21 protein-coding genes are annotated in these 21,067 nt (G+C 41.9%); 9 read left to right on the forward strand and 12 right to left on the reverse strand.

The features are described from left to right. Nucleotides 1-9 precede the first annotated feature (9 nt). The 4 genes from FTV18_RS04565 to rpiA form a co-directional block, all read right to left on the reverse strand. Nucleotides 10-756, reverse strand: coding sequence for a DUF6776 family protein (locus FTV18_RS04565; protein WP_179992340.1), 747 nt, complete (start codon nt 754-756; stop codon nt 10-12). A gap of 76 nt (nt 757-832) precedes the next feature. After that, the gene (argC, locus tag FTV18_RS04570) at nt 833-1,888 is read right to left on the reverse strand and encodes an N-acetyl-gamma-glutamyl-phosphate reductase (RefSeq protein WP_180017741.1); all 1,056 of its coding nucleotides are present in this window, start codon (nt 1,886-1,888) and stop codon (nt 833-835) included. Between the two features lie 198 nt (nt 1,889-2,086). Then, nucleotides 2,087-2,767: a M48 family metallopeptidase gene (locus tag FTV18_RS04575; RefSeq protein ID WP_180017733.1), complete on the reverse strand. Its 681-nt coding sequence runs from the start codon at nt 2,765-2,767 to the stop codon at nt 2,087-2,089. A 144-nt stretch (nt 2,768-2,911) separates the two neighbouring features. Beyond that, complete coding sequence (rpiA, locus tag FTV18_RS04580) at nt 2,912-3,583, reverse strand: ribose-5-phosphate isomerase RpiA (RefSeq protein ID WP_159122734.1); 672 nt, start codon at nt 3,581-3,583, stop codon at nt 2,912-2,914. 104 nt (nt 3,584-3,687) lie between these two features. On the opposite strand from rpiA, the gene ilvA reads away from it, so the two are divergent. The 3 genes from ilvA (at nt 3,688) to FTV18_RS04595 (ending at nt 7,383) form a co-directional block, all read left to right on the forward strand. After that, nucleotides 3,688-5,226, forward strand: coding sequence for a threonine ammonia-lyase, biosynthetic (gene ilvA, locus FTV18_RS04585; RefSeq protein ID WP_180017731.1), 1,539 nt, complete (start codon nt 3,688-3,690; stop codon nt 5,224-5,226). Nucleotides 5,227-5,389: 163 nt separating this feature from the next. After that, a complete protein-coding gene (locus tag FTV18_RS04590) occupies nt 5,390-6,046 on the forward strand; it encodes a TrkA family potassium uptake protein (RefSeq protein WP_180017729.1) in 657 nt (218 codons plus the stop codon). Next, entirely contained in the window at nt 6,043-7,383 is a 1,341-nt protein-coding gene (locus tag FTV18_RS04595; RefSeq protein ID WP_004786026.1) for a TrkH family potassium uptake protein, read from the forward strand. The genes FTV18_RS04590 and FTV18_RS04595 overlap by 4 nt, the downstream gene beginning before the upstream one ends. Before the next feature lie 64 nt (nt 7,384-7,447). On the opposite strand, the gene FTV18_RS04600 is transcribed toward FTV18_RS04595, so the two are convergent. From FTV18_RS04600 to FTV18_RS04610, 3 genes are all read right to left on the reverse strand, one after another. Beyond that, nucleotides 7,448-8,590: a phospholipase A gene (locus FTV18_RS04600; protein ID WP_180017727.1), complete on the reverse strand. Its 1,143-nt coding sequence runs from the start codon at nt 8,588-8,590 to the stop codon at nt 7,448-7,450. Nucleotides 8,591-8,612: 22 nt separating this feature from the next. Continuing rightward, nucleotides 8,613-11,552, reverse strand: a complete 2,940-nt coding sequence (locus FTV18_RS04605) for an insulinase family protein (protein ID WP_180017724.1) — start codon at nt 11,550-11,552, stop codon at nt 8,613-8,615. Nucleotides 11,553-11,699: 147 nt separating this feature from the next. Further along, the gene (locus tag FTV18_RS04610) at nt 11,700-12,149 is read right to left on the reverse strand and encodes a GNAT family N-acetyltransferase (RefSeq protein WP_034170350.1); all 450 of its coding nucleotides are present in this window, start codon (nt 12,147-12,149) and stop codon (nt 11,700-11,702) included. Between the two features lie 261 nt (nt 12,150-12,410). On the opposite strand from FTV18_RS04610, the gene FTV18_RS04615 reads away from it, so the two are divergent. Genes FTV18_RS04615 through FTV18_RS04625 form a run of 3 tightly spaced genes read left to right on the forward strand, consistent with a single transcriptional unit; the run spans nt 12,411 to nt 14,379 of the window. Beyond that, the gene (locus FTV18_RS04615; RefSeq protein ID WP_180017722.1) at nt 12,411-13,415 is read left to right on the forward strand and encodes an adenosine kinase; all 1,005 of its coding nucleotides are present in this window, start codon (nt 12,411-12,413) and stop codon (nt 13,413-13,415) included. A gap of 14 nt (nt 13,416-13,429) precedes the next feature. Further along, nucleotides 13,430-13,738, forward strand: coding sequence for a Rieske (2Fe-2S) protein (locus FTV18_RS04620; protein ID WP_373684488.1), 309 nt, complete (start codon nt 13,430-13,432; stop codon nt 13,736-13,738). 20 nt (nt 13,739-13,758) lie between these two features. Then, nucleotides 13,759-14,379 carry an OB-fold-containig protein gene (locus FTV18_RS04625; RefSeq protein WP_005235372.1) on the forward strand — a complete coding sequence of 207 codons (621 nt, stop codon included), beginning with the start codon at nt 13,759-13,761 and terminating at the stop codon, nt 14,377-14,379. A gap of 63 nt (nt 14,380-14,442) precedes the next feature. Here the strand turns inward: FTV18_RS04625 and FTV18_RS04630 are convergent, their stop codons facing one another. Beyond that, a complete protein-coding gene (locus FTV18_RS04630) occupies nt 14,443-15,117 on the reverse strand; it encodes a YidB family protein (protein WP_180017720.1) in 675 nt (224 codons plus the stop codon). A gap of 113 nt (nt 15,118-15,230) precedes the next feature. Further along, nucleotides 15,231-15,701 carry a DUF6231 family protein gene (locus tag FTV18_RS04635; RefSeq protein ID WP_004786043.1) on the reverse strand — a complete coding sequence of 157 codons (471 nt, stop codon included), beginning with the start codon at nt 15,699-15,701 and terminating at the stop codon, nt 15,231-15,233. 35 nt (nt 15,702-15,736) lie between these two features. Here FTV18_RS04635 and FTV18_RS04640 point away from each other — a divergent pair, with 35 nt between their 5' ends. Next, complete coding sequence (locus FTV18_RS04640) at nt 15,737-16,609, forward strand: DUF2797 domain-containing protein (RefSeq protein ID WP_180017717.1); 873 nt, start codon at nt 15,737-15,739, stop codon at nt 16,607-16,609. Nucleotides 16,610-16,719: 110 nt separating this feature from the next. On the opposite strand, the gene FTV18_RS04645 is transcribed toward FTV18_RS04640, so the two are convergent. The 3 genes from FTV18_RS04645 to FTV18_RS04655 form a co-directional block, all read right to left on the reverse strand. After that, nucleotides 16,720-18,585 (reverse strand): SurA N-terminal domain-containing protein, encoded by a 1,866-nt coding sequence (locus FTV18_RS04645; RefSeq protein ID WP_180017715.1) that lies wholly within the window; start codon nt 18,583-18,585, stop codon nt 16,720-16,722. Nucleotides 18,586-18,715: 130 nt separating this feature from the next. Continuing rightward, nucleotides 18,716-18,988, reverse strand: coding sequence for an HU family DNA-binding protein (locus FTV18_RS04650; protein ID WP_004786051.1), 273 nt, complete (start codon nt 18,986-18,988; stop codon nt 18,716-18,718). 157 nt (nt 18,989-19,145) lie between these two features. Beyond that, nucleotides 19,146-19,625 carry a phasin family protein gene (locus FTV18_RS04655; RefSeq protein WP_034170344.1) on the reverse strand — a complete coding sequence of 160 codons (480 nt, stop codon included), beginning with the start codon at nt 19,623-19,625 and terminating at the stop codon, nt 19,146-19,148. A 205-nt stretch (nt 19,626-19,830) separates the two neighbouring features. On the opposite strand from FTV18_RS04655, the gene FTV18_RS04660 reads away from it, so the two are divergent. Both FTV18_RS04660 and FTV18_RS04665 read left to right on the forward strand, forming a co-directional pair. Next, entirely contained in the window at nt 19,831-20,481 is a 651-nt protein-coding gene (locus FTV18_RS04660; protein ID WP_104426168.1) for a hypothetical protein, read from the forward strand. Between the two features lie 111 nt (nt 20,482-20,592). Continuing rightward, nucleotides 20,593-21,066 (forward strand): Rrf2 family transcriptional regulator, encoded by a 474-nt coding sequence (locus tag FTV18_RS04665; RefSeq protein WP_004786058.1) that lies wholly within the window; start codon nt 20,593-20,595, stop codon nt 21,064-21,066. Nucleotide 21,067 lies beyond the last annotated feature (1 nt).

Consider the following 21,067-nt stretch of genomic DNA (forward strand, 5'->3'; position numbering starts at 1 on the left):
ATTTCACACTTAATTTGCATTTGCTTCAGTTTTTGGAATCTCTGACAGGACTGTTGACTGGCTTTCAACAGCTTTCCCCTGATCCCAGCTAAAACGGCGAATCACAGGCTTAGTCCCTGAGAGGCGCACTTCAATAAATTCTGGTTTAAAACCTTTAGGCATGGTCCAGCGACCAGTCAAACGTTCGTAATTGTCAAAATTAAAGTTTTTATCTTCAAGCGGCACGACCAGAATTTCAGTACCCTTAATCAAGCGCAGTTCCACTGTACCAGAAGCACGATTTTTGCCCGGGCTGACCTGAACCAGATCAATCTGGTATTCGAAGGCATTATCAGGCAATGCCTTAATCCCCAGATGTTGAACTGTCAATGCTAAACCACCGCGTTGACGCAAGATCTCGCGGTAGATCGTACCAACGCTTTCAGCCTGCTCCTGGGCATCACGCGCCTTATTTGCAGCCAGATAAAGATCATTGGCATTACTAACGGCCAAATCACGTTCCTGAACCGCTGTATTCAGAGATTTATTCAGTGTTTCCAGACTAGTTTTCTGTTTTTGTACCACTTCAACCAGTTGTTCCGCATCCGCCTCAAAACCTACCGCAGTCAAACCTTGCCGATGCCCGACCGTATAGCCCAGCAAGCCACTACCCAGAATCAACACAGCAGCACCGATTACCAAAGGTGTATTGCCTTTCATCAATGGTTTCTTTGTAGAGGGTTCCTGGATCGTCATGTTTGACTCATTATTCGGCATTTTGATCTCTGTATACTTTGTTCAAGACAAACATTTAAATCCAAATCTAAATGTGTGTGAAGTTCTAATACGTTTTTTATGGTAATAAACCAATATTATTCAAGCCTGCATTTTCTGCAAAGCCAAACATCAGGTTCATGTTCTGTACTGCCTGACCAGCTGCACCTTTGACCAGATTGTCCTGAGCCACCAGAATCACCAGTTTGGCTGGTTGTGGTTTGTATAGTGCAATACGCAACTGGTTAGCACCACGCACCGAACGGGTTTCTGGTGAACTGCCTGCTGGCATTACATCAACAAACTGTTCATTGGCATAGAACTGCTCGTACAGTGACTGCAAGTCAGCTGCCTGACCTGCTTCAGTCAAATCGATATAAATCGTTGATAACATCCCACGAATCATCGGCACCAGATGTGGCACAAACAGGATATGGTCAAACACGCCTTTTTGACCTGAAATGTTTTCTAATGCTTCTACGATTTCAGGATGGTGACGGTGACCTGCAACGCCATAAGCCTTAAAGTTATCAGCATTTTCAGAATAGATCATGCCCAGGCTGGCTTTACGGCCCGCACCTGATACCCCAGATTTTGCATCGATAATAATGCTTTCTGGTTTTACCAAAGCTTCTGCCGCCTTTAAAACTGGTGCCAAACCAAGCTGAACCGTCGTTGGATAACAGCCCGGATTACCAATCACACTTGCCTGTTTGATCTTGTCACGGTTAAGCTCAGATAGACCATAAACAGAATCTCTTAACACTTCTGGGCAAGCATGTTCCATGCCATACCATTTTTCGAACTGTGCCAAAGTTTGCAAACGGAAATCCGCTGCAAGGTCAATTACCTTGGTATTGGCTGCGACAAGTTCTTCAGCATGTTTCATGGCAACCCCATGTGGTGTCGCGAAAAATACCACATCACATGCTTTTAAAAGATCAAGGCTGAGGTCAGAAAACTGAAGATCCGTATGTCCACGCAGACTCGGGAACATATCGTCAACGCGACGGCCTGCTTCAGTACGTGATGTCAGTGCTTTAACCTCTACATTCGGATGTCGCAGTAATAGACGTAAAAGTTCAACGCCTGTATAACCTGTACCACCCACAATACCCACTGAAATCACGATGATTACCTCAAACTAGATGTTTCCTTTATGGGCTGTAGTATGACAGGAACTTGAGGTTTTCTAAACTGTTTCACTAGGGATTGATGGTTTTTTATTTACCCTTTTATTTTGAGTGTTTTTAAAAAATTTGAGAGGATGATACCTATTGCTTAGGCTATTTGGAAGTAAATAAATACTATCCTCGTTCCTTTAAAGATATTCTTAAGCTGCCCACCAATATGGCATCACAGTATTTTTCAGAATTTTACGGTGAATTAAATAATTTGGATCATGCTTGGCCACTTCCGCCCAAAAACGAGGACTATGGTCAAAATGCCGGGTATGGGCCAGTTCATGCACACATAAATAACGCACGATTTTTTCAGAAAATAAAATGATGCCGCTATTTAGCATAATGTCATGTTTGGCCGAACAACTGCCCCATCGTGTTTTCGGCTGGCGAACATTACAAATGTTAAATGATAATCTTGTTTCTTGACTTACTTTGTTCAGATAAACAGACAGCTGCTCTTTGGCATAAGAAATAATAAAAGCTTTTAAATATCCTTCAGGATTTCGATCACTAATCGACAACTGTAATATTTCAGCATCAAAAAGGAAGTTCTGCTTCTGACTTTGATACACGATCTGGATTGGCTGAGCCTGATTGAAAAGCTGCAATTCTGCTGGTAAGGATCTATCAATACTTTGATTTTTTTCCTGCTGCAATTTCCAGGTTTTGAGTAGCCAGCTTTCCGCTTGGTCAATAAAATTCTGAATCTGTTTTTTGCTACAAAATACAGGTGCGGTTAAACGGATTTGATCACCCTCTACACGCAGTCTGAGACGTGTTGAGCGAACATTTCGGGTGATTTGGATTTCGGGCAGGTCGTTTAGGGTCATTTTTTATATTTAATCGTTATTTTACTAATCCCCCTCGATCCCCCTTTAATAAAGGGGGAAGTTCAAACTTATAGAAGTTTTGAGGAGCTTTATCAAATTAAAGACTTTTCCCTCCTTTGAAAAAGGAGGGTCAGGGAGGATTTCTTAAATCGCTGTACGCTCTTCAATACCATTATTGGTCGCAACAATCGCAATATCAGCTTTATTGATCGCGAAAATACCGTTACATACGACGCCTGGAATGTCATTAATCGTTTTTTCCAGCTCAAGCGCATTCAGAATATTCAGGTTATGCACATCCAAAATAACATTTCCATTATCAGTCACTACACCTTCACGGTAAGCAGGATCACCACCTAACGCCACCAACTTACGTGCGACTGCTGAACGTGCCATTGGAATCACTTCAACAGGTAATGGGAAATCACGACCCAACTGCTCTACCCATTTCGAATCATCGACGATACATACGAATTTTTTCGCAATCGACGCCACGATTTTTTCACGTGTCAGTGCAGCACCACCACCTTTGATCATGTGCATATGACGGTCAATTTCATCAGCACCATCGACATAGGCATCTAAACCGCCCACGCTATTCATATCAACCACTTCAATGCCTAATTTTTTCAGACGCTGTGCAGTCGCTTCAGAACTTGCAACAGCAGCTTCCAATTGCAGTTCTGGTAAAAGGTCAATTAAAAAGTTAACGGTACTACCTGTACCTACGCCTAAAATGCCCCCTTTTGGTAAGTGTTTTAAAGCCGCTTTGGCTGCAGCTTGTTTTTTCTCATCTTGGGTTGCATATAGACTCATGACATCACTCAACTAATTTGGACTTTTGCAGTAATTTTAAACCGCAAAGCCGTGTGGTTTGTTACAATAGAGTCTTATTTTAAACTGTTAGATGGAAAATTAACATGCTGTCTCGTTTGGTTCGACAAATTTTACAAGCAACGGTCTACGATGTTGCAATCGAAACCCCACTCGAAGCAGCGCCACGAATTAGCGAACGCTTAAATAATAACATTCGCTTTAAACGTGAAGATTTACAACCGGTCTTTTCATTTAAACTACGCGGTGCCTATAACCGTATTAGTCAATTACCGAAATCACAACTCGAACGTGGCGTTATCACAGCTTCAGCAGGCAACCATGCACAAGGCGTGGCACTGTCAGGGAAAAAGCTGGGTATTCGCGCGATTATTGTGATGCCAAAGACCACGCCCGACATTAAAGTCCAAGCAGTAAAACGTTTAGGGGGTGAAGTAGTATTACATGGTGATTCATTTGACGTTGCCAACAAATATGCCATTCAGCGTGCCCAAGAAGATGGCATGACTTTCATTCCGCCTTATGACGACGAACTGGTGATGGCAGGTCAAGGTACGATTGCCAATGAAATCCTGCGTCAATGGCGCGATGTAGAATATGTCTTCGTTGCTGTTGGTGGTGGTGGCCTGATTGCCGGTGTTGCAGCGTACTTGGGAGATGTTGCTCCGCATGTCAAAGTTATTCCTGTGGAATATGATGAATCCGCGTGCTTAAAAGCGGCCTTAGAAGCCAATGAACGTGTGATTCTTCCATCTGTCGGTTTATTTGCCGATGGTACTGCGGTGGCACAAATTGGTGAAAAACCATTTGATGTGATCCGTCTGCAAAAATCAGATAATTCTGGCCCAATTGTTGAACCTGATGTGGTACTGGTCAATACCGATGAAGTCTGTGCAGCAATTAAAGATACTTATGATGAATGCCGTAGCATCGTAGAACCATCTGGTGCAATGGCATTGGCTGGTATCAAAAAATATGTAGCAGAACACGGCATTGAAGGCAAAAACATCGTATCGATTGTTTGCGGTGCGAACATGAACTTCGACCGTCTGCGCTATATTGCCGAACGTACAGAACTCGGCGAACGCAAAGAAGCTATCTTTGCCGTAACTATTCCAGAAGAAAAAGGTTCATTCCTGAAATTCTGCCGTGCACTACAAGGCCGTAATATCACAGAGTTTAACTACCGTTCAAGTGATGCTTCTGCAGCTCAGGTCTTTGTCGGTATCAGCCTGAAAAATGGTGAAAAAGAACGTCAGGAAATCTATGAAAACCTGAAATTCGACTACGATGTTGATGATCTGTCTGATGACGAAGTCGCAAAACTACATATCCGTTACCTGATTGGCGGTCATGCCGATATTGAAAATGAACGCCTGTTCCGCGTGGAATTCCCGGAACGTCCAGGTGCCCTGCTAATGTTCCTAGAACGTCTTGGCCCAACGCATAACATCACCCTGTTCCATTACCGTAACCACGGTGCTGCAGAAGGTCGCGTACTGGTCGGCCTGGAAGCAGAAGATGCCCAGCAAAATCCAGATGGTTTGATTGAGACATTGGAAAGCATTACTTATCCATATGAAGAAATCACCAACAACCTAGGTTATCAGCGTTTCTTGAAATAATCAGTTTGATATAAACCGCCTTTCGAGGCGGTTTTTTTATGTCCAGCTAAAAAAATGTATGAAGTATTTATGTAAGGCCAGATAGCTGAAAACTATAAAAATCTTTAAGATACGTACTTAGACATGAACTGATTTGAAATAAAAAAGATTTAAGGAAATATGCATGGCATTATTTGCAGTCATTGGGCTGGGCAGCTTCGGTGCAACAGTGGCGACTCAACTGATCAGCCTGAAACATGATGTGATTGGAATCGATCTCGACAAAAAATATGTGGAAAATATTTCCGATCAGCTTACCCATGCGGTGATTGCCGATGCAACCGATGAGCATGTCCTGGATGAACTGGATATCCAGCGCTGTGAAGCAGTCGTAGTCGCGATTGGTGAAGATATTGAAGCCAGCATTCTGTGTGTACTGCATCTAAAAAATATGGGTGTAAAGAAAATCTGGGCCAAAGCCAAATCTAAAGCCCACCATATGATTTTGACTCATCTGAACGTCGAAAAAATTATTCACCCTGAAGAAGATATGGGCGTCCGTGTGGCACAATCACTCAGCTACCCGATGGTTAGCCGTTATATGTCACTTGAAGATGATCATTATATTGTCAAAATCGAGATTCATGCCGATCATCATGATACTCCTTTACACCAGTTAATGAGTCAGGTTCCCGAAATTAAAGTTCTTTTGCATAAACGTGGCACTGAAATACAACATATCGTAGATCTTGAACTATTACTTAAGGAAGGTGACATTCTGGTGGTCGAAGGATTGCTGGACCCTCTACGCCGTTTGTCCAAGCATTTTAAGGCCATATGAAAAGCTCAAATTTAAACCAGAACAGGATTGTCAATCTCAGTCCACCGAGTCTGCTGGCCTTAGGTTTTCTCGGGCTGATTTTTATTGGTTCTTTATTACTGATGCTGCCCTTTGCCCATCAAACTGAAATTAGCTGGTTAGAGGCGATTTTTACAGCTACTTCTGCAGTGACGATTACCGGGCTATCTGTGGTCAATGTTGGTGAAGCTTATACACCCTTTGGGCAGGTCGTGATTATGTTCCTGCTGCAATGTGGTGGCCTCGGCTTTATGACCTTTGCCATACTCGCCTTCATGAGCCTGTCACCTAAACTTGGTTTAAGACAGCAAGTGATGGCACAGGAATCTATTGGCCAGACCAGTTTGAAGAAAGTCAGTTTTACCATTAAAGCGGTATTCCTATATTCCCTGTTTTTTGAAGCAATTGGCACCCTGATTTTAACCTTGGCGTGGCTGGAAGATTATCCTTTTGGTGAAGCGCTGTTTTATGCGGCTTTCTATAGTGTTTCTGCGTTTAATAATGGCGGGTTTTCTCTTTTCCCGAATAGCTTGATGAGCTTTTCCGGCCAGTATTTCGTGACCTTCACGATCAGCATGCTATATATCATTGGCGGGATCGGATTTCTGGTTCTGATGGATGTAAAACAGAATAAAAGCTGGCGCAAGCTCAGTCCGAATAGCAAGCTGATTCTAACGACGATTATGGGCCTGAACCTGAGTGCTTTTATTGTGCTCTGGTTACTCGAAGCGTCTAATCCACAGACTTTAGCGCTGATGAGCGTGGGTGATCAGGCACTCAATGCCTGGTTCCATGCCACTGTTCCCCGCTCTTCGGGTTTTTATAGTCTGCCCATGGACCAGATGAGCGATGCCTCAAGTCTAGTCACCATTTTTTTAATGTTTATTGGTGGCGGTTCCTTAAGTACGGCGGGTGGAATTAAAGTTGGCACGTTTATTATTGTGGTCATTAGCGTAATCAGTTTTTTACGCCGTGAAGATGAAATTCGCTTGTTCAACCATTCTATTTCTGAGAAAACTACTTTTAAAGCCTTAGCGGTTGTGTGTATTACTGCAGGTCTGGTCATGACCGGTTTTATGAGTTTACTCATTCTAGAACCCGATCATGATTTTTTAGATTTGCTGTTTGAAGCAGTTTCTGCCGCCTGTACAGTTGGATTAACACGTGGTGTCACTGGAGAATTACAACCAGCGAGTTTAATCATTCTGATGCTGATGATGTATGCGGGTCGTCTAGGACCTTTGACCCTTGCCTATTTAATTGCAACACCGAAGAAAAGCCGTCTTAAACATCCGCCTTCAGAAATTCAGATTGGTTAAGATTTAAATGAATAGGTATAAGCAAAAAAACCACGCCTAAGCGTGGTTTTTTACATGAAACAGATTAGTACCAATTCATTAAGGATACACCCAAGCCCACATAGGTCGCACGGTGATTATAATCAATCAGACTTTCACCATAACCATCAAAGAGCTGGAATTGGCCGCGTAGACGCCCACTGATCGGAAATGACCAGTCAAACTGTACCGCACCACGGTTATCATCTCCACCTTTTAGCGTATGACGCAACATCAGGGAAAAATCGTGGGCATTATGACGATAAAATGCAGTTAAATCCCCACGCCCGATATAGTTTTTAATCTCGGGATTATTGTCATCAGCCCGGTCTTCTTCAATACGATACCAAGGGCGCAGCATCATGGCGAAGTTGTCTTTTTCAAAACCGAGATTCAGCATTACCCGGTTCCAGCTACGAGATAATGGATCCGAACGGCCATTAGACTGGTGATTAAGCGTCAATCCCAGCATACGCCAGTTCAAACCAAACAGATCATAATTGGTGCGGAAGATCAGGCTTGCTTCAGGCTCATAATTGGTTTCACGAAATGGTCTGGACTCTTCCGAGTTATATACCTGCCAGCGTGAAGACTGGGTATAACCCAGCCAGAGATCCCCGTTATCACCCAGAATATTTTCAACCGCCTTGGTTTTTAAAGATAACTGGAATTTCCCCTCAATCGAGGTCAAATTCTGGTCTTCTTCAACCGTGTTATTTGGGTTTTCACTTTGCGGAAACTCGTTTTTCTTGGAAGTCCAGAATCCTGGCATCAGATAAATCGGCTGATAGGAACGGATATTCCAGGTACCCAGTTTACTTTCCGGCGACAATTCCCAACGGCTATCCAGCAAGGATAAAGTCGGAGTCAGCTTTGATCCTTCTGAAGCATAGATATTGGAAACGGTTTGTTCAATTTTTGCTTTGAGGTTATCAGGTTCGGGCGCAATTTCTATGGCTGCACGCCGTTCAGAAACAATATCTGGCTTACTATCGGCCGGTATTTTAAATACCGCATCATAACAGGCCAAGCGTTCTGAATTGGTTTCAACCGCAGAGCAAGCCTCCGCCGTTGCCGGCATCGGACTACTCGCTACAGTTTTATCTTCCGCATTAACTTGCGTCCCAACTGCACAGCCAAGCAAAACGCCCAGCTGCAAAGTTGAGCGCTTAATAGAATTAAGCGCCATCCTCTATCCTCATTGTTTTTATTTATTGAACTTGCTGAATTGTAAAGCCGAGTTGTTCTAAAGTTTCTCGTTTGGTAAATGGCGCAACCACCGCTTTTGAAGCTTGCTGTTCAACCAGATAAGTCTGTGCGACACGTTTCAAATCATCTAAAGTGACATGCAACAAACGTTCCCGAAGCTGTTTACGGAATGCTGGCGTACGTTGATGCAGGTAGGCATAACAGGCAGTAATCGCTTCACCTGCTGGTGACCCCGGTTTGTCCATACTGGCAATTAAACCCAAGATGGCTTCTTCCAGCTGATACGGTTGTTGAGGTGCGTTAAGCAACCATTGGATACTTGCATCAAAGTCCTGGAAAGTCTCTGCTAAGCGTGGATCGCGATAACTATAGAAGCGGAAAGAACATGCATTTCCGTCATAGCTTGCGCCACCACCATAAGCACCGCCTTTTTCACGGATTGCGCTATGCAGATAACCATTACGCAAGTAGCCTGCCAATACCATCAAGGCAGCAGCATCAGGATGTGAAACTTCTACCGCAGGATAAGCTGCTGCACAGAACTGCACATTAGTCTGAATCAACCAGGCTTCATCATTGCTATGATTAACTTTTTCAACCTGAGTCAATTCTGCAGGTGCAGTATTCACTTCCAGTTTGTCCCACACGTTTTGAATTTCTTCAATCAGACGCTCAGACTGCTGTTCTTCACACACCAACAGGAATTGTTTTGGCGCTTGTAGCAAGACTGCATGAATGCGTTTTAATTCCTCAATCATGGCGTCATAAGCTGCTGGATCTTTTTCAGCGTGATTGACCAAGTTAATCAGCCAGTTCAAGGCACCCAGACCGGTATTATGATAATCACGCAAGGCTAGAGCACTATGCTGACGTGATGCTACTTGCATCGCATAGCTATGACCAGAACCGGAAATACGCGACTGCCAGCGAGTTTTACGCTGTTGTAATAACTCAATAATACGGCCTTTTTCATCAAAGCGTAGCTGCTCGAAACCGATTTTTAACAGACGGATCGCATCCAGATGGCTAGCCAAAGATTTAGTCGTTAAAGTTAGCCACGCACTGATCTTGTTTTTGTCATCCACTTTAGAACGCAATGAAGCGCCCATGCCCAGACCACCACTGACTGCTGTTTGCAGTTGCTGGAATTGCAGGTAATCATATTCACCCGCACCAACTTCACCCATTAAAATAGACAACAGGTTGAAATACGGTGATTGCACCACTTCATCTGGAATTTTCACCAACACCTGTTGGTAATAAATCCCATTGGTACCTGCATGATAAAGATTCAACGGCGTATCTACGCGGTTACAGATAATCTCACGCAACTGGCCTTGAACAATCTGCAATTCCGCAGGCACATCTTCCAGACCCACCTTAGGTAACAGATTCAAATCATCTGGAGTATCTTGGCGGATATTTAACGCTTCAGTTTGAGCATTGATCTCTGCTTTTTGCTCTTCAGTTAAAGCTTTACCAATTTCAGCCAGACGTGCTTTTTCTTCTTCCGCTTCTTTGGTAGATTTGCTTGCATCCGGAACCAGAGTCAGTTGAACACGGTGCGGGTTATCTAAAAGATGATCTTTAATCAGATTCGACAGCCACATTGGATCTTGCAACTCTTCTTTTACTGAAGCAATTGCAGAGTCCACATCCCAGACTTCAACTGGATCACGATGGTGAATTGCACTGCTTAAGCCGCTTAAAATCAGGCTTAGACCATACGGTGTACCATCACCATTGATTTCACGCTGATGCAATTCGATCTGATGTAGGATCGCATCTACTGCCTGTTGATCAACAGGTTTAGAGGCAACTTCTTCCAGAACTTTGAAAACTCCGTTTTTGAATTCTTCAGCATGTTCAGGGTTTGAACCTTGAACCGCGCAGTAGAAGGTCATTTCAAAGTTGGAATCATCTACGCCCATGAATGGGCCAGTTGACTGTGCATAACCACAGGTTTCCAAGTAATGACGTAAGGGAGATGCTGAATCTTCCAGCAAAATCCCTTCTACGAGACGCAAGCCTAAACGTAACTTGATATCACTCGCTTCTGGCAATAACCATGACAATACGTGATAAGTCTTGTCCTTCAGATCTTCCCCATCAACTGCATAGGTTTCTGTTACATTGAGTGGCGCAGTTAAACGGGTTTCTGGCGTTGAATAAAGTGTTTCACCTTTTCCAAATTTAGACAGTGCCAGATTTTCAAACTGTTCCTGTAACTCAGCAGCAGATTTATTACCAAAGGTCATAAATACTGCATTACTTGGGTGATAATGCGTTTTATAGAAATTCACCAACTCTTCATAAGTCAGGTTTGGAATATCTTTAGGATCGCCGCCTGAGTTGTAGTGATAGGTAGTGTCCGGGAATAAGTGATGCGCCAAAGTATGATAAAGTTGATCTGAAGGTGAACTCATTGCCCCTTTCATTTCATTAAATACCACGCCTTTATACACTGGCTCGCCATTTTCCAGCTCAATACGGATACCTTCCTGAGCAAAATCCAGCGGATTCAGGTTCGCAGCGAAAGCCGCATCCATATACACTTCTAATAAATTCTGGAAGTCTTTATCATTTTGAGTTGCGAATGGATAAGCCGTCCAGTCTGCCGCTGTAAAGGCATTCATAAAAGTATTAAGCGAACGGCGAATCATCAAGAAGAACGGATCACGTACCGGGAATTTTTCTGAGCCGCACAGTGCAGTATGTTCCAGAATGTGCGCTTCACCTTTCGAATCCATTGGCTGAGTGCGAAACGCAACAAGAAAAACATTTTCATCATGATTGGTCGCCAGATGATAATGGGTGGCGCCAGTCACTTTATGCTTATATTCAGACACTAAAATGTCTAAAGCTTCAACATGTTGTTGACGTACCAACTGAAACGCAGGATGTACAGTTTGAGAAATGGTTTCAGTGACATCTACAGTCATGCGATCTCCTAATGCTTAAATTAAAAAATTATTATTCGCATTATAGCTGTAGTTGTTTGAATTATTCACGCAGAAAACCGAGGATTTTGATCGAATTAAGTAAACCTGATCATCTGATTTTTAAATGATCAGGTTTGGCAATGATCTCTAGATCATATACTTGAAATAGTTATAACTCGGGTGGTTTTCAACAAAGACATAGTTCTGTTTTTGATAGAAACTGGCGGCCAGTTTGGTATCGGTCTGTAAACAAAGTGCTGAATAAAATGGTCGTGCCAACTGCTCCAGATAAGCTAGAAGCTGCTTACCTACACCATGTTGACGATATTTTGGATGCACATAGAAGCGACGTACCCGGCCAATTCTTTCTTCAATGCCGTTATCGCCCCATTGCTGGTTTAAGCCGCCACAGGCAATCAGTTTATTGCCATCATAGGCACAGGCCAGAAATTCATTATTTTGACTGAAACAGTTTTTTCCAGTGCGGTATTCTTCAATTAACTTATCAATCAGGTCATAACCTTCTTTACGCGCCAGTGTCGCTAAAGTGTCAATCTGATCAGGGAGCTGCTCGGCTGTTACAATCTTAATATCCATATACCCACACTGTTTTAGATGATTGTTCAAATGTCGCACCAGTATAACTGCTTGGTACTTTAATCTTATAAATAAAATCCAACCTTTAAATCAATGGCTGCACTCGCTACCGTTTAAAAATAAACCAATTCTTAGACCAAAGATTCAAGCTGAATAAGTTACAGTATTTTTTAAAGTATTCTGAAAATGTTTCAGTGAACTACAGCAAACCCGAGCAATCGTGTAAACTTAGCACTTTCATTTTTAATGTGATATTTGGATATGTCTACTGTTGACCTTTTTGCGATTGGCAATGCGCTGATTGACCAGGAATTTAAAGTTTCTGATGAGTTTTTAACTGCACATCACTTGCAAAAAGGCACCATGCAACTTGCGGATGGTGAAGCTCAGGCTACTCTGTATCAAAACTTAAAAGCAACTCAAACTTATAAAGGTCAGGCTTCAGGCGGTTCAGCAGCCAATACTACAGTTGCATTTGCAGCTTTGGGCGGCTCTGCATTCTATGCCTGCCGTGTCGGTAATGATGATTTGGGTCATATCTATCTGCATGGCTTAAATGAAGCTGGCATTAAAACTACAACCCAATCGATTAGTGAAGGCGTAACAGGTACCTGTATGGTTCTGGTCAGCCCAGATTCTGAACGTACCATGCATACCTATTTAGGTATTACTGCTGAACTCACAGATGAACAGATTGACTTCCAGCCTTTAACAACTGCTAAATGGCTCTATATCGAAGGTTATCTATCCACTTCCGAAACAGCGCGTCAGGCCGTAAAACAAGCACGTGAAATTGCCAAAGCCAATGGGGTTAAAATCGCATTCACTCTTTCTGACCCTGCGATGGTGCAATATGCTCGTGCCGGTCTGGATGAAATGATTGCAGATGGCGTAGATCTCTTGTTCTGCAACCAGCAAGAAGCATTGATGTATACTGAAACAGATACCATCGAAGCAGCTTTGGCTAAACTTAAAGAATTAAGCCAATACGTTGTCATTACAATGTCAGCTGAGGGTGCGCTTATTTCCAATAATGGTGAAACCTTCACTGTACCGGGTCGTGCTGTAACTGCAGTGGATGCCAATGGTGCTGGCGATGCGTTCGCGGGTGCTTTTTTATATGCACTTAATGCGGGTCTTGGTTTAAAAACAGCAGCAGAACTGGCAATTTTAGTGTCTAGTCAAGTAGTAGCGCAATTTGGTCCACGTCTGGCTGTTTCAGAATACGCAGCATTATTGAAAGATGTTCTTAAGGAATGTGCTTAATGTTAAAAATTTGCATGACTGACGATATTCCAGAGCGTGAAGCGCGCTCTTTTGAACTTCCGAATGGGGATACAATTTTTATCACCCAGCGTGATGGTTCGTTTTATGCTTACCAGAATATTTGTCCACATTTACAGGTAGAACTGGAATTTCTGGAAAACCAATTTCTAGACCGTGATCAGGAGTTTATTGAATGCTCTACTCATGGCGCGCTGTTCGTAGTCGAAAGCGGTGAATGTATTTCTGGACCTTGCCAAGGTCAATCACTTGAAAAAGTTGATATTACCGTGCATTCTGATGGCGGAATTTATCTTTCAGAATAATAGCTAAAACGGATTTTGCCATGCCTGAGTTTTTACTTGACTATAACCTGATGCCATTTCATCTCAGTTTATTGTTCATCATTCTGCTTGGCATGGCAAAAACAGTTGCCTTCTATTTTAAGCTTAAACCCAGTCAACTCCTGAAACGCATTTCTCCGTATGACTTTCAGAATGTTGAATGGCTAAATGTCAAATTTTCCAAAACCCTGATTGTTTTTTTCTTCCTGATGAATTTTAGCTTTGCCGGCTATTTGCTTCAATTTCTGATCTATTCACAGGAATATCATTTCTTACCTGCCTATTACATCATTCTACCGGCATTGATCATTGCGATTTTCTTTACCGTATTTATGATTCATTGTCTGGATCAGGTCATTCCACCTAAATATAAAAAGAATGATGTAAACCTGTTAGGCCGTTTAGCCACGATTTCGAGCGGTAATGCCCGTCCCGGGTTTTCTGCCCAAGCGCGAGTTCGGGATGAGTATGGTCAGTTACACTATGTTCAGGTCGAACCTGAATTTGGCGAACTGGAATTTCAGTCTCAGATTATTTTAATCCGTCTTAGAAAATCACACTATGTGGCCAAGAAGATCTGTAAATCTAACCGACTCTTTAGCCTGAATCTGGAAGAAGCTTAAAGTTCATGCAGTTCAATAGAAAAAATCCCGGCTAAACCCGGGATTTTTATTGGATAGATAGATTTATTTTTTAAACACGCCTGAGACCATATTCAATACATTCTGAATATCGTTATTGGCTTCCTGTTTACTGGTCTGCTCACCTTGTGGTGTCAGTGAATCAATAATCTGCGGCAAGACCTGAGAAATGGCGCTATAGACATCCTGCTTAGGCACATGTGTCTCTTGTGCGACCTGTTCCACTTCCTGATCATCAAACAGGTTTTGCACCTGCTGCGGATCGACATTGGCATTTTCACCTGGACCAGTAGATACCCAGTCATCAACCTGGCTATTTAGACCTTGTCCTTTGAGCTTATCCAATGCTCCTTGCAAACCGCCCTGTTTCTGAATCCAGGCCAAGACCAGTGGCAAGACAGCAATCAATAAAGTCTTTGTTGTTGAACTGCCACCCAGTCCAGAACTTGGTCGAGCGGAAGATTGGCTCCCACCTCCGAGCTGGCTGAGTACAGAACCTAAAATTGCACCTAGGCCATTTTGCTTGTTTTGCTGTTGTGAGTTTTGATGCTGCTGATTTGGGTTCTGGTTTTGCTGATTGGCATTATTGATATGACCCAATACTGATCCAAGAATATCTGCCAATCCCCCTTGCTGGGATGAACGCTGCTGGGATTGGGCTTGGTTATTTCCTAAAGCTTGCTTGGCCAGCATTTCCACAATACTACTAAGATTGGTCATAACTCATTCCTGTATACACCTTCTCTACAGAATAGAGTCTGGGCTCATATTTTCCATGCAGGATTTTGTTAATATTTGCAATACTGATATAAGTCCTTCCTAGCTTTCCAATTTTACCAGCGATATTTATCCCAGTTTTCAGGGTTAGCCCAGAATTTAGAGTTAAACCAGTCTGGCACATGTTTATAGGTCAAAATATTGAATTGCCAGAGTGCAAAATCTGCCCCATGAACCGTCTTGTCAATCAACTGGGTCAGACCTAAAGACCTGAGCAGTTTTTCATCCTGCAAGCGACTCACCACCACCAGACGTTTTGCAAATAAATCACGCATTTTAACCAGAATTTGACTCTTCTGCTGTTCTGACAATGCTAAGGTTTCAGGAGTGTCCAGCATCACTACTGCCAGGTCATAACGCTGTTGAAAAGGCAGATTTAAAACCTCAGATACGTTAAAATAGTGCCATTGAATAGATTGCTGAAACTGAGATTGGGTCAAATCCTGCCCGATACAAATAGCAGTATGAATTGGCTGTTCCTTGGCGAAATCGTCTAGCATTGAAGTGATGACATTCTGTTCAGCCATGACTACATCCTTATGATTTAATTGAGTAATTTTTTATGGAACTTCAGGGCATTTGCCATAAAATGCACGTCGGTCTTACAGACCTTAGTGTAACTGATCAAAATACCCAGCGGGCAAATGTTGAATATAAATTAATATTAAATGGATCAGAAATTAACCTTCCATTCCAGTTAGGTCAGGAAATCGAGATTGAATGGACAGGAAATATCTATTGTGTTTCTTGCGGCAAAAAAACTTCTAAATCATTCTCACAAGGCCACTGTTTTAAATGTTTTAAAACTAAAGCGTCATGTGATATGTGCATCATGAAACCAGAAACCTGCCATTATCATTTAGGTACTTGCCGGGAAGATGAGTTTGCACAGAATGTCTGCTTCCAGCCACATATTGTTTATCTGGCCAATTCTAGTGCATTGAAAGTCGGAATCACCCGTATCAATCAAATGCCGACTCGTTGGCTGGATCAAGGTGCAACTCAAGCCCTTCCTATCATGAAAGTGGGTTCTCGCCGTCTTTCCGGTAAACTGGAAGTGATGTTTGGTACTCAGGTCGCAGATAAAACCGACTGGCGTAAATTACTCAAAGGTGAAGCGGAACCTTTAAATCTGATTGAGGTTCGCGATCAGCTGATTGAAGAATTTGCACCGAAAATCCAAACTATCCGTGAAGAGTTTAATCAGAATTTGCAGTTTAATGAGAATATTGAAGTTTTGGATAAGGAATTACCACGTGAGTTCATCTATCCGGTAGAGCAATATCCAGAAAAAATCAAATCTCACAATTTAGATAAAACTCCAGTGATCCGAGGCAAACTACAAGGGATTAAAGGCCAATATCTGATTCTGGATACTGGTGTGATTAATATCCGTAAATATACAGGTTATGAGCTAATTTTTAGAGCGGAATAAAATGACCGGATTTCAGAAGAGAGTTATATGCTCTCTTCTTATTTTGGATATTATTTCTTACTTAAGAAAATAAAAAACCAGCCCGTAGGCTGGTTTTTTAAAAGCGAATCTTATTTGATTTTTGCGTGAGATTTTAAGTAACGCGTATAATCATCAAATTCTTGTTGACCACGAAGCTGTTGATACAATTTCACCAGCTCACTACGTTGCTCTGCACTTAAAACATCGATCGGATTTTTCTTCACTTCAGAAACTGCCACAACCACCAATTCATTTGGCATATTTGCTGTCGTTACTGACCAGTGACCTGCTTTAGGCGCTGGTACGCTAAATGCTGCACGTTGTACATCACGCTTAAGCAGACCTTCTGCGCGTGTATAAATGCCTGCATCTTCGAATACCAGTTTACCTTTCGCAACTGATGCTGCAGGCTTGGTTTTAAATTCATTCAATGCAGTTTGAACTTCAGCTTTAGCCGCAACAAATGCTTTATCTTGAATCAGTTTTGCTTTTACTGCTGGTTTAGCTTCTGCCAGTGTCTGCTCACCCGCTGCATGATAATTGCGAACTTTTACCCAAGCCACATCACCATTGGCTAACTGAATGCTTGAAGATGCATTACGGTCGCCATTTTTCACGTCATCATTAAACAGTTTAACTTTGACAGCCGCATCACTTAGCAATGGATCACGTGTCGCAAGTGTCACACTATTTGCTTTCTGAACCTGAACACCCTTCACTTCCTGAGCAACAACATCTAGCGAGTCCGCACTTACGACCATGTCATTCAGACTGTTTACCGTATCAGAGAATGCATTAGATTTTTTCGCTGCCAATACTTCTTCAGATAAACGTGCTTTTTGAGATTCAAAAGATGGAACTGCTACATCAGGCAATTGGACTGAAATAATATGGTAGCCATAATCTGTTTTAACAGGCGCTGAAACTTGACCAGATTTTAAGGATGCAACAGTCTGATCAAAGGTAGTACCGAACACGCCTTTTTCATAGACAGCAATAGCACCGCCTTTAGACTTAGATTCAGGATCCTCAGAATATTGAGCTGCTACTTGTGCAAAAGTACTACCAGCTTTGATTTTAGCTGCAATTTCGCTTGCCAATTTTTTGGCTTCAGCATCGCTACGACTATCTGCAGTCACCAGAATATGTTTAACCTCTGGTTTCACATTCTGCTTCTGGTCAGCCACAAATTTATTATAAGCTTCCTGCAATTCTGCATCAGTGACCGCTACATTGGCAGTATCAATATTGCTCGGCTTGATCACCACATAATCCACATCAACGCTAGTCGGTTGCTTGAACTGGGATTTGTGCTTTTCATAATATGCTGCAATATCAGCTTCTGATACTTTTACTGCTTTTTTATAGCTGTCCAGATTCACGCTAGCGATATGAATATGACGCTGTTCAGTTTGCAGATCTGCAATTTGCTGCATTTCAACCGGACTGACCAATGGATAATCCATAAAAGTAGAAGACAGCATTTTCAGTGCATGGTCTTTACGTAAACTTTCTACTAAAGCATTGTTAGTCATGCCGATTGATTTCAGGTAATTTTCATATAAAGCATTAGAAAATTTGCCATTCTCCTGGAAAGAAGGCTGCTGAGAAATCATTTGTGCAATTTGCTGGTCACTCAGGCTAATCCCCAGTTTTTCAGCCTGTTGCAAAAGCAAGGTACGCGCAACCAGGGTATCCATCGCTTTTTGATCGATGAAGCTTTGATTTAATAAGGTTTCATCACCATTGGCATAACTTAAGTATTGTTGTTTGAATGATTTTGTCAGTGACTCTAATTCTTGTTTAGAGATATCAGTTCCATTGACTGATTTTGCTGCATCAGAATTCCCGCCGCTAAAATATCCTTCAATACCTACAAGCGCTAAAGGGGTTAAAAACAGAACGAGCAAGACCTTGCCCAACCAACCCTTAATAACTTTACGAAAAGATTCCATAAGTATTCCAATATTTTATTTGCAGAGGATTTTAACCGAAAAAACCCATTGAATGAATGTGTTAATCAAAACAATTAAATCTATCAATAAAAAACGCGCCAAAGAAGGCGCGTTTTAGGATTGAAGCAGCTTAAGCAACAGCGTCTTTTAAGCCTTTACCTGCTTTGAAGCTAGGTACTTTGCTTGCTTTAATTTCAAGAGTAGCACCAGTTTGTGGATTACGGCCAGTACGTGCAGCACGCTCTTTAACGCCGAAAGTACCGAAACCAACTAGAGTTACTGTATCACCCGCTTTTAAAGCTTCAGTAACAGAAGCAATTGTAGCATCTAAAGCTTTACCTGCGTCAGCCTTAGATAATCCCCCTTTCTCTGCAATTGCATCAATTAATTCTGATTTATTCATGAAAACTACGTCCTCTTAATATCGTTTATTTAAGGTCCAAGAATTTGTTTAAACTACCATAACGCCTTTATAGCAATGCTTTAGGTATAAACGCAATACTTATAAACCTCTTTTTTTTCAAAATATATGCGAAAAAAACATTGAATTATGAAGAAAATCATTTTGTGTGTATTTTTTCCGATAATTCTTTCTGTATTTTTTCTTGCTGCAAGGTCAATTCATCAACCTTGGCATGCAACTGAAGAATTAAACGCTCCAGATGTTGTACATCCTTCAGTGTGACTAATCCTATACGATTCAAGGAATGATGAACAGAGTTGTCGATCAGTTTTTCAACCTTATCTTTGGTATCTGTCACAGATTCGCGTGCTTTTTCGGAGACTTTTTCCACAGTTTGATCTGCAATATCGACTGTTTTGGATTCTAGCTCTTCTCCGACCTTGACCAGCGAGTCAAACAGTTTATTGCCTTCTTCCTCTGCCCGGGAAAATGCCCCAAGGCCAGCCAACCAGATCTGCTTGGTATATTTACGAAAGTCCAGCATTGAACGTCGCTCTGAAGCAGACTTTGACTTACTCTTCACTGGTTTTTCAATCAATTCCTGATCTGTATCTTGTGTCGTTTTTGTTTTATCCATGTACACGACTCCTGCTTATTTTCTATGCAAATATCATAAAATTATCTACAAAATCACCGCATAATAGCAAATTAAGGGCTTGATAGATTTGCTAAACTGTTCTACAAAGCACTTTATTTCAAGTCTAATTTGATTTAACCCTGAAATCTTTTACTCAGCAGGATGCTTTTTCATTTTAATTTTCAGGTAAGGATTGGTTTTATATATGAGTGAATCGCAACAAAGTCAAAATCAACCACATTTGTTGCTTACGATGACTTTAATCGTTTTAGAAACAATATTCACGTTCATTCTCAAACATGACCGTGTTGTTGCTCTTCAGGCGAAGAAGTTTGTAGATGAGAATATTACAATAAAAATCAATAGTTATATTCCATATTTTGATTTCTATGTTCAGTTTACCAAAGACGGGCTGTTATTTGACTATAAAGCACCAGGCAGAGTTATTGATCTGGATGTTCGCACTACTTTAATGGATCTGATTAAGATCTTTATCTTTGGCAATCGCAGAAGCATTCGTGCGATGCGTATTGATGGGAATCAGGTTTTAAAAGACGAGTTCCGTGATTTACTGACTTTATTTGCCTTACCTAAAGTATTGTCCGACTGGAAACACTGGTTATCTGAACCACCGGCAGATGAGACCGATATTGTTTCATCAAGAAAACGTATTGCGCCTTTATTAAAGAAAATTGAAGATCAGCGTTCTAAAATTAATAGCCTGCAAGTTGAAGTTAAACAGTATCGCAACCGCATTAAACGTATGGAACGCCGTCAAAAGCGGATCAATATGGTCTTTAGTATAATCACAGTACTTTTGATTGCGTTATTAGTGTATAATTGGATCAGCGCGTAATTCTTTCATTTTCAGAAAATTAAATACGCTCGCCATTCACAAAAATAACTTGACTAATTTAGTCGGGATTCATAAAATCTACACATCTAGTCTAACCATGTGTATCGAATCATGCGCCTAACCACTCGCGGTCGCTACGCAGTGACTGCTCTACTTGATTTAGCTTTGCAGCCATCTGAACAAACGATCACGCTTGCTGAAATTGCAGCACGTCAAACTATTTCTGTTGCCTATCTCGAGCAGTTATTTGCGAAACTAAAACGTCATGGTCTAGTTTCGAGTGTTCGCGGCGCCAATGGTGGATACCATTTAGCACGCAGCGCAGATGAAATTACTGTGTTAGCAATTATTGAAGCTGTAAACGAAACAGTCGATGCGACTCGCTGTGACCATAAAGGCAACTGCCAAAATGGCGCGATGTGCTTGACTCATGATTTATGGCAAGAACTCTCCCACCACATTGCCGATTATCTTGCAAAAATCACCCTTGCTGACCTTGTAGCCCGTGACAACGTACAAACCGTGTCATTACGCCAAAATTCAGCAAACATTGATTCAGCCCTTTTATCGGTTACAGGTATTTGAC

Source organism: Acinetobacter sp. YH12241 (genome assembly GCF_013417535.1).
Lineage (GTDB): Bacteria > Pseudomonadota > Gammaproteobacteria > Pseudomonadales > Moraxellaceae > Acinetobacter.

Excerpts from the sequence above, each read along its gene's own strand:
- FTV18_RS04595 (WP_004786026.1), top strand. The coding sequence starts at position 6,043 with ATGAAAAGCTCAAATTTAAACCAGAACAGGATTGTCAATCTCAGTCCA.
- ilvA (WP_180017731.1), top strand. The coding sequence starts at position 3,688 with ATGCTGTCTCGTTTGGTTCGACAAATTTTACAAGCAACGGTCTACGAT.
- FTV18_RS04590 (WP_180017729.1), top strand. The coding sequence starts at position 5,390 with ATGGCATTATTTGCAGTCATTGGGCTGGGCAGCTTCGGTGCAACAGTG.
- FTV18_RS04665 (WP_004786058.1), top strand. The coding sequence starts at position 20,593 with ATGCGCCTAACCACTCGCGGTCGCTACGCAGTGACTGCTCTACTTGAT.
- FTV18_RS04625 (WP_005235372.1), top strand. The coding sequence starts at position 13,759 with ATGCCTGAGTTTTTACTTGACTATAACCTGATGCCATTTCATCTCAGT.
- FTV18_RS04620 (WP_373684488.1), top strand. The coding sequence starts at position 13,430 with ATGACTGACGATATTCCAGAGCGTGAAGCGCGCTCTTTTGAACTTCCG.
- FTV18_RS04615 (WP_180017722.1), top strand. The coding sequence starts at position 12,411 with ATGTCTACTGTTGACCTTTTTGCGATTGGCAATGCGCTGATTGACCAG.
- FTV18_RS04640 (WP_180017717.1), top strand. The coding sequence starts at position 15,737 with ATGGAACTTCAGGGCATTTGCCATAAAATGCACGTCGGTCTTACAGAC.
- FTV18_RS04600 (WP_180017727.1), bottom strand. The coding sequence starts at position 8,590 with ATGGCGCTTAATTCTATTAAGCGCTCAACTTTGCAGCTGGGCGTTTTG.
- FTV18_RS04565 (WP_179992340.1), bottom strand. The coding sequence starts at position 756 with ATGCCGAATAATGAGTCAAACATGACGATCCAGGAACCCTCTACAAAG.
- FTV18_RS04660 (WP_104426168.1), top strand. The coding sequence starts at position 19,831 with ATGAGTGAATCGCAACAAAGTCAAAATCAACCACATTTGTTGCTTACG.
- rpiA (WP_159122734.1), bottom strand. The coding sequence starts at position 3,583 with ATGAGTCTATATGCAACCCAAGATGAGAAAAAACAAGCTGCAGCCAAA.
- FTV18_RS04635 (WP_004786043.1), bottom strand. The coding sequence starts at position 15,701 with ATGGCTGAACAGAATGTCATCACTTCAATGCTAGACGATTTCGCCAAG.
- FTV18_RS04645 (WP_180017715.1), bottom strand. The coding sequence starts at position 18,585 with ATGGAATCTTTTCGTAAAGTTATTAAGGGTTGGTTGGGCAAGGTCTTG.
- FTV18_RS04655 (WP_034170344.1), bottom strand. The coding sequence starts at position 19,625 with ATGGATAAAACAAAAACGACACAAGATACAGATCAGGAATTGATTGAA.
- FTV18_RS04575 (WP_180017733.1), bottom strand. The coding sequence starts at position 2,767 with ATGACCCTAAACGACCTGCCCGAAATCCAAATCACCCGAAATGTTCGC.
- FTV18_RS04650 (WP_004786051.1), bottom strand. The coding sequence starts at position 18,988 with ATGAATAAATCAGAATTAATTGATGCAATTGCAGAGAAAGGGGGATTA.
- FTV18_RS04630 (WP_180017720.1), bottom strand. The coding sequence starts at position 15,117 with ATGACCAATCTTAGTAGTATTGTGGAAATGCTGGCCAAGCAAGCTTTA.
- FTV18_RS04605 (WP_180017724.1), bottom strand. The coding sequence starts at position 11,552 with ATGACTGTAGATGTCACTGAAACCATTTCTCAAACTGTACATCCTGCG.
- FTV18_RS04610 (WP_034170350.1), bottom strand. The coding sequence starts at position 12,149 with ATGGATATTAAGATTGTAACAGCCGAGCAGCTCCCTGATCAGATTGAC.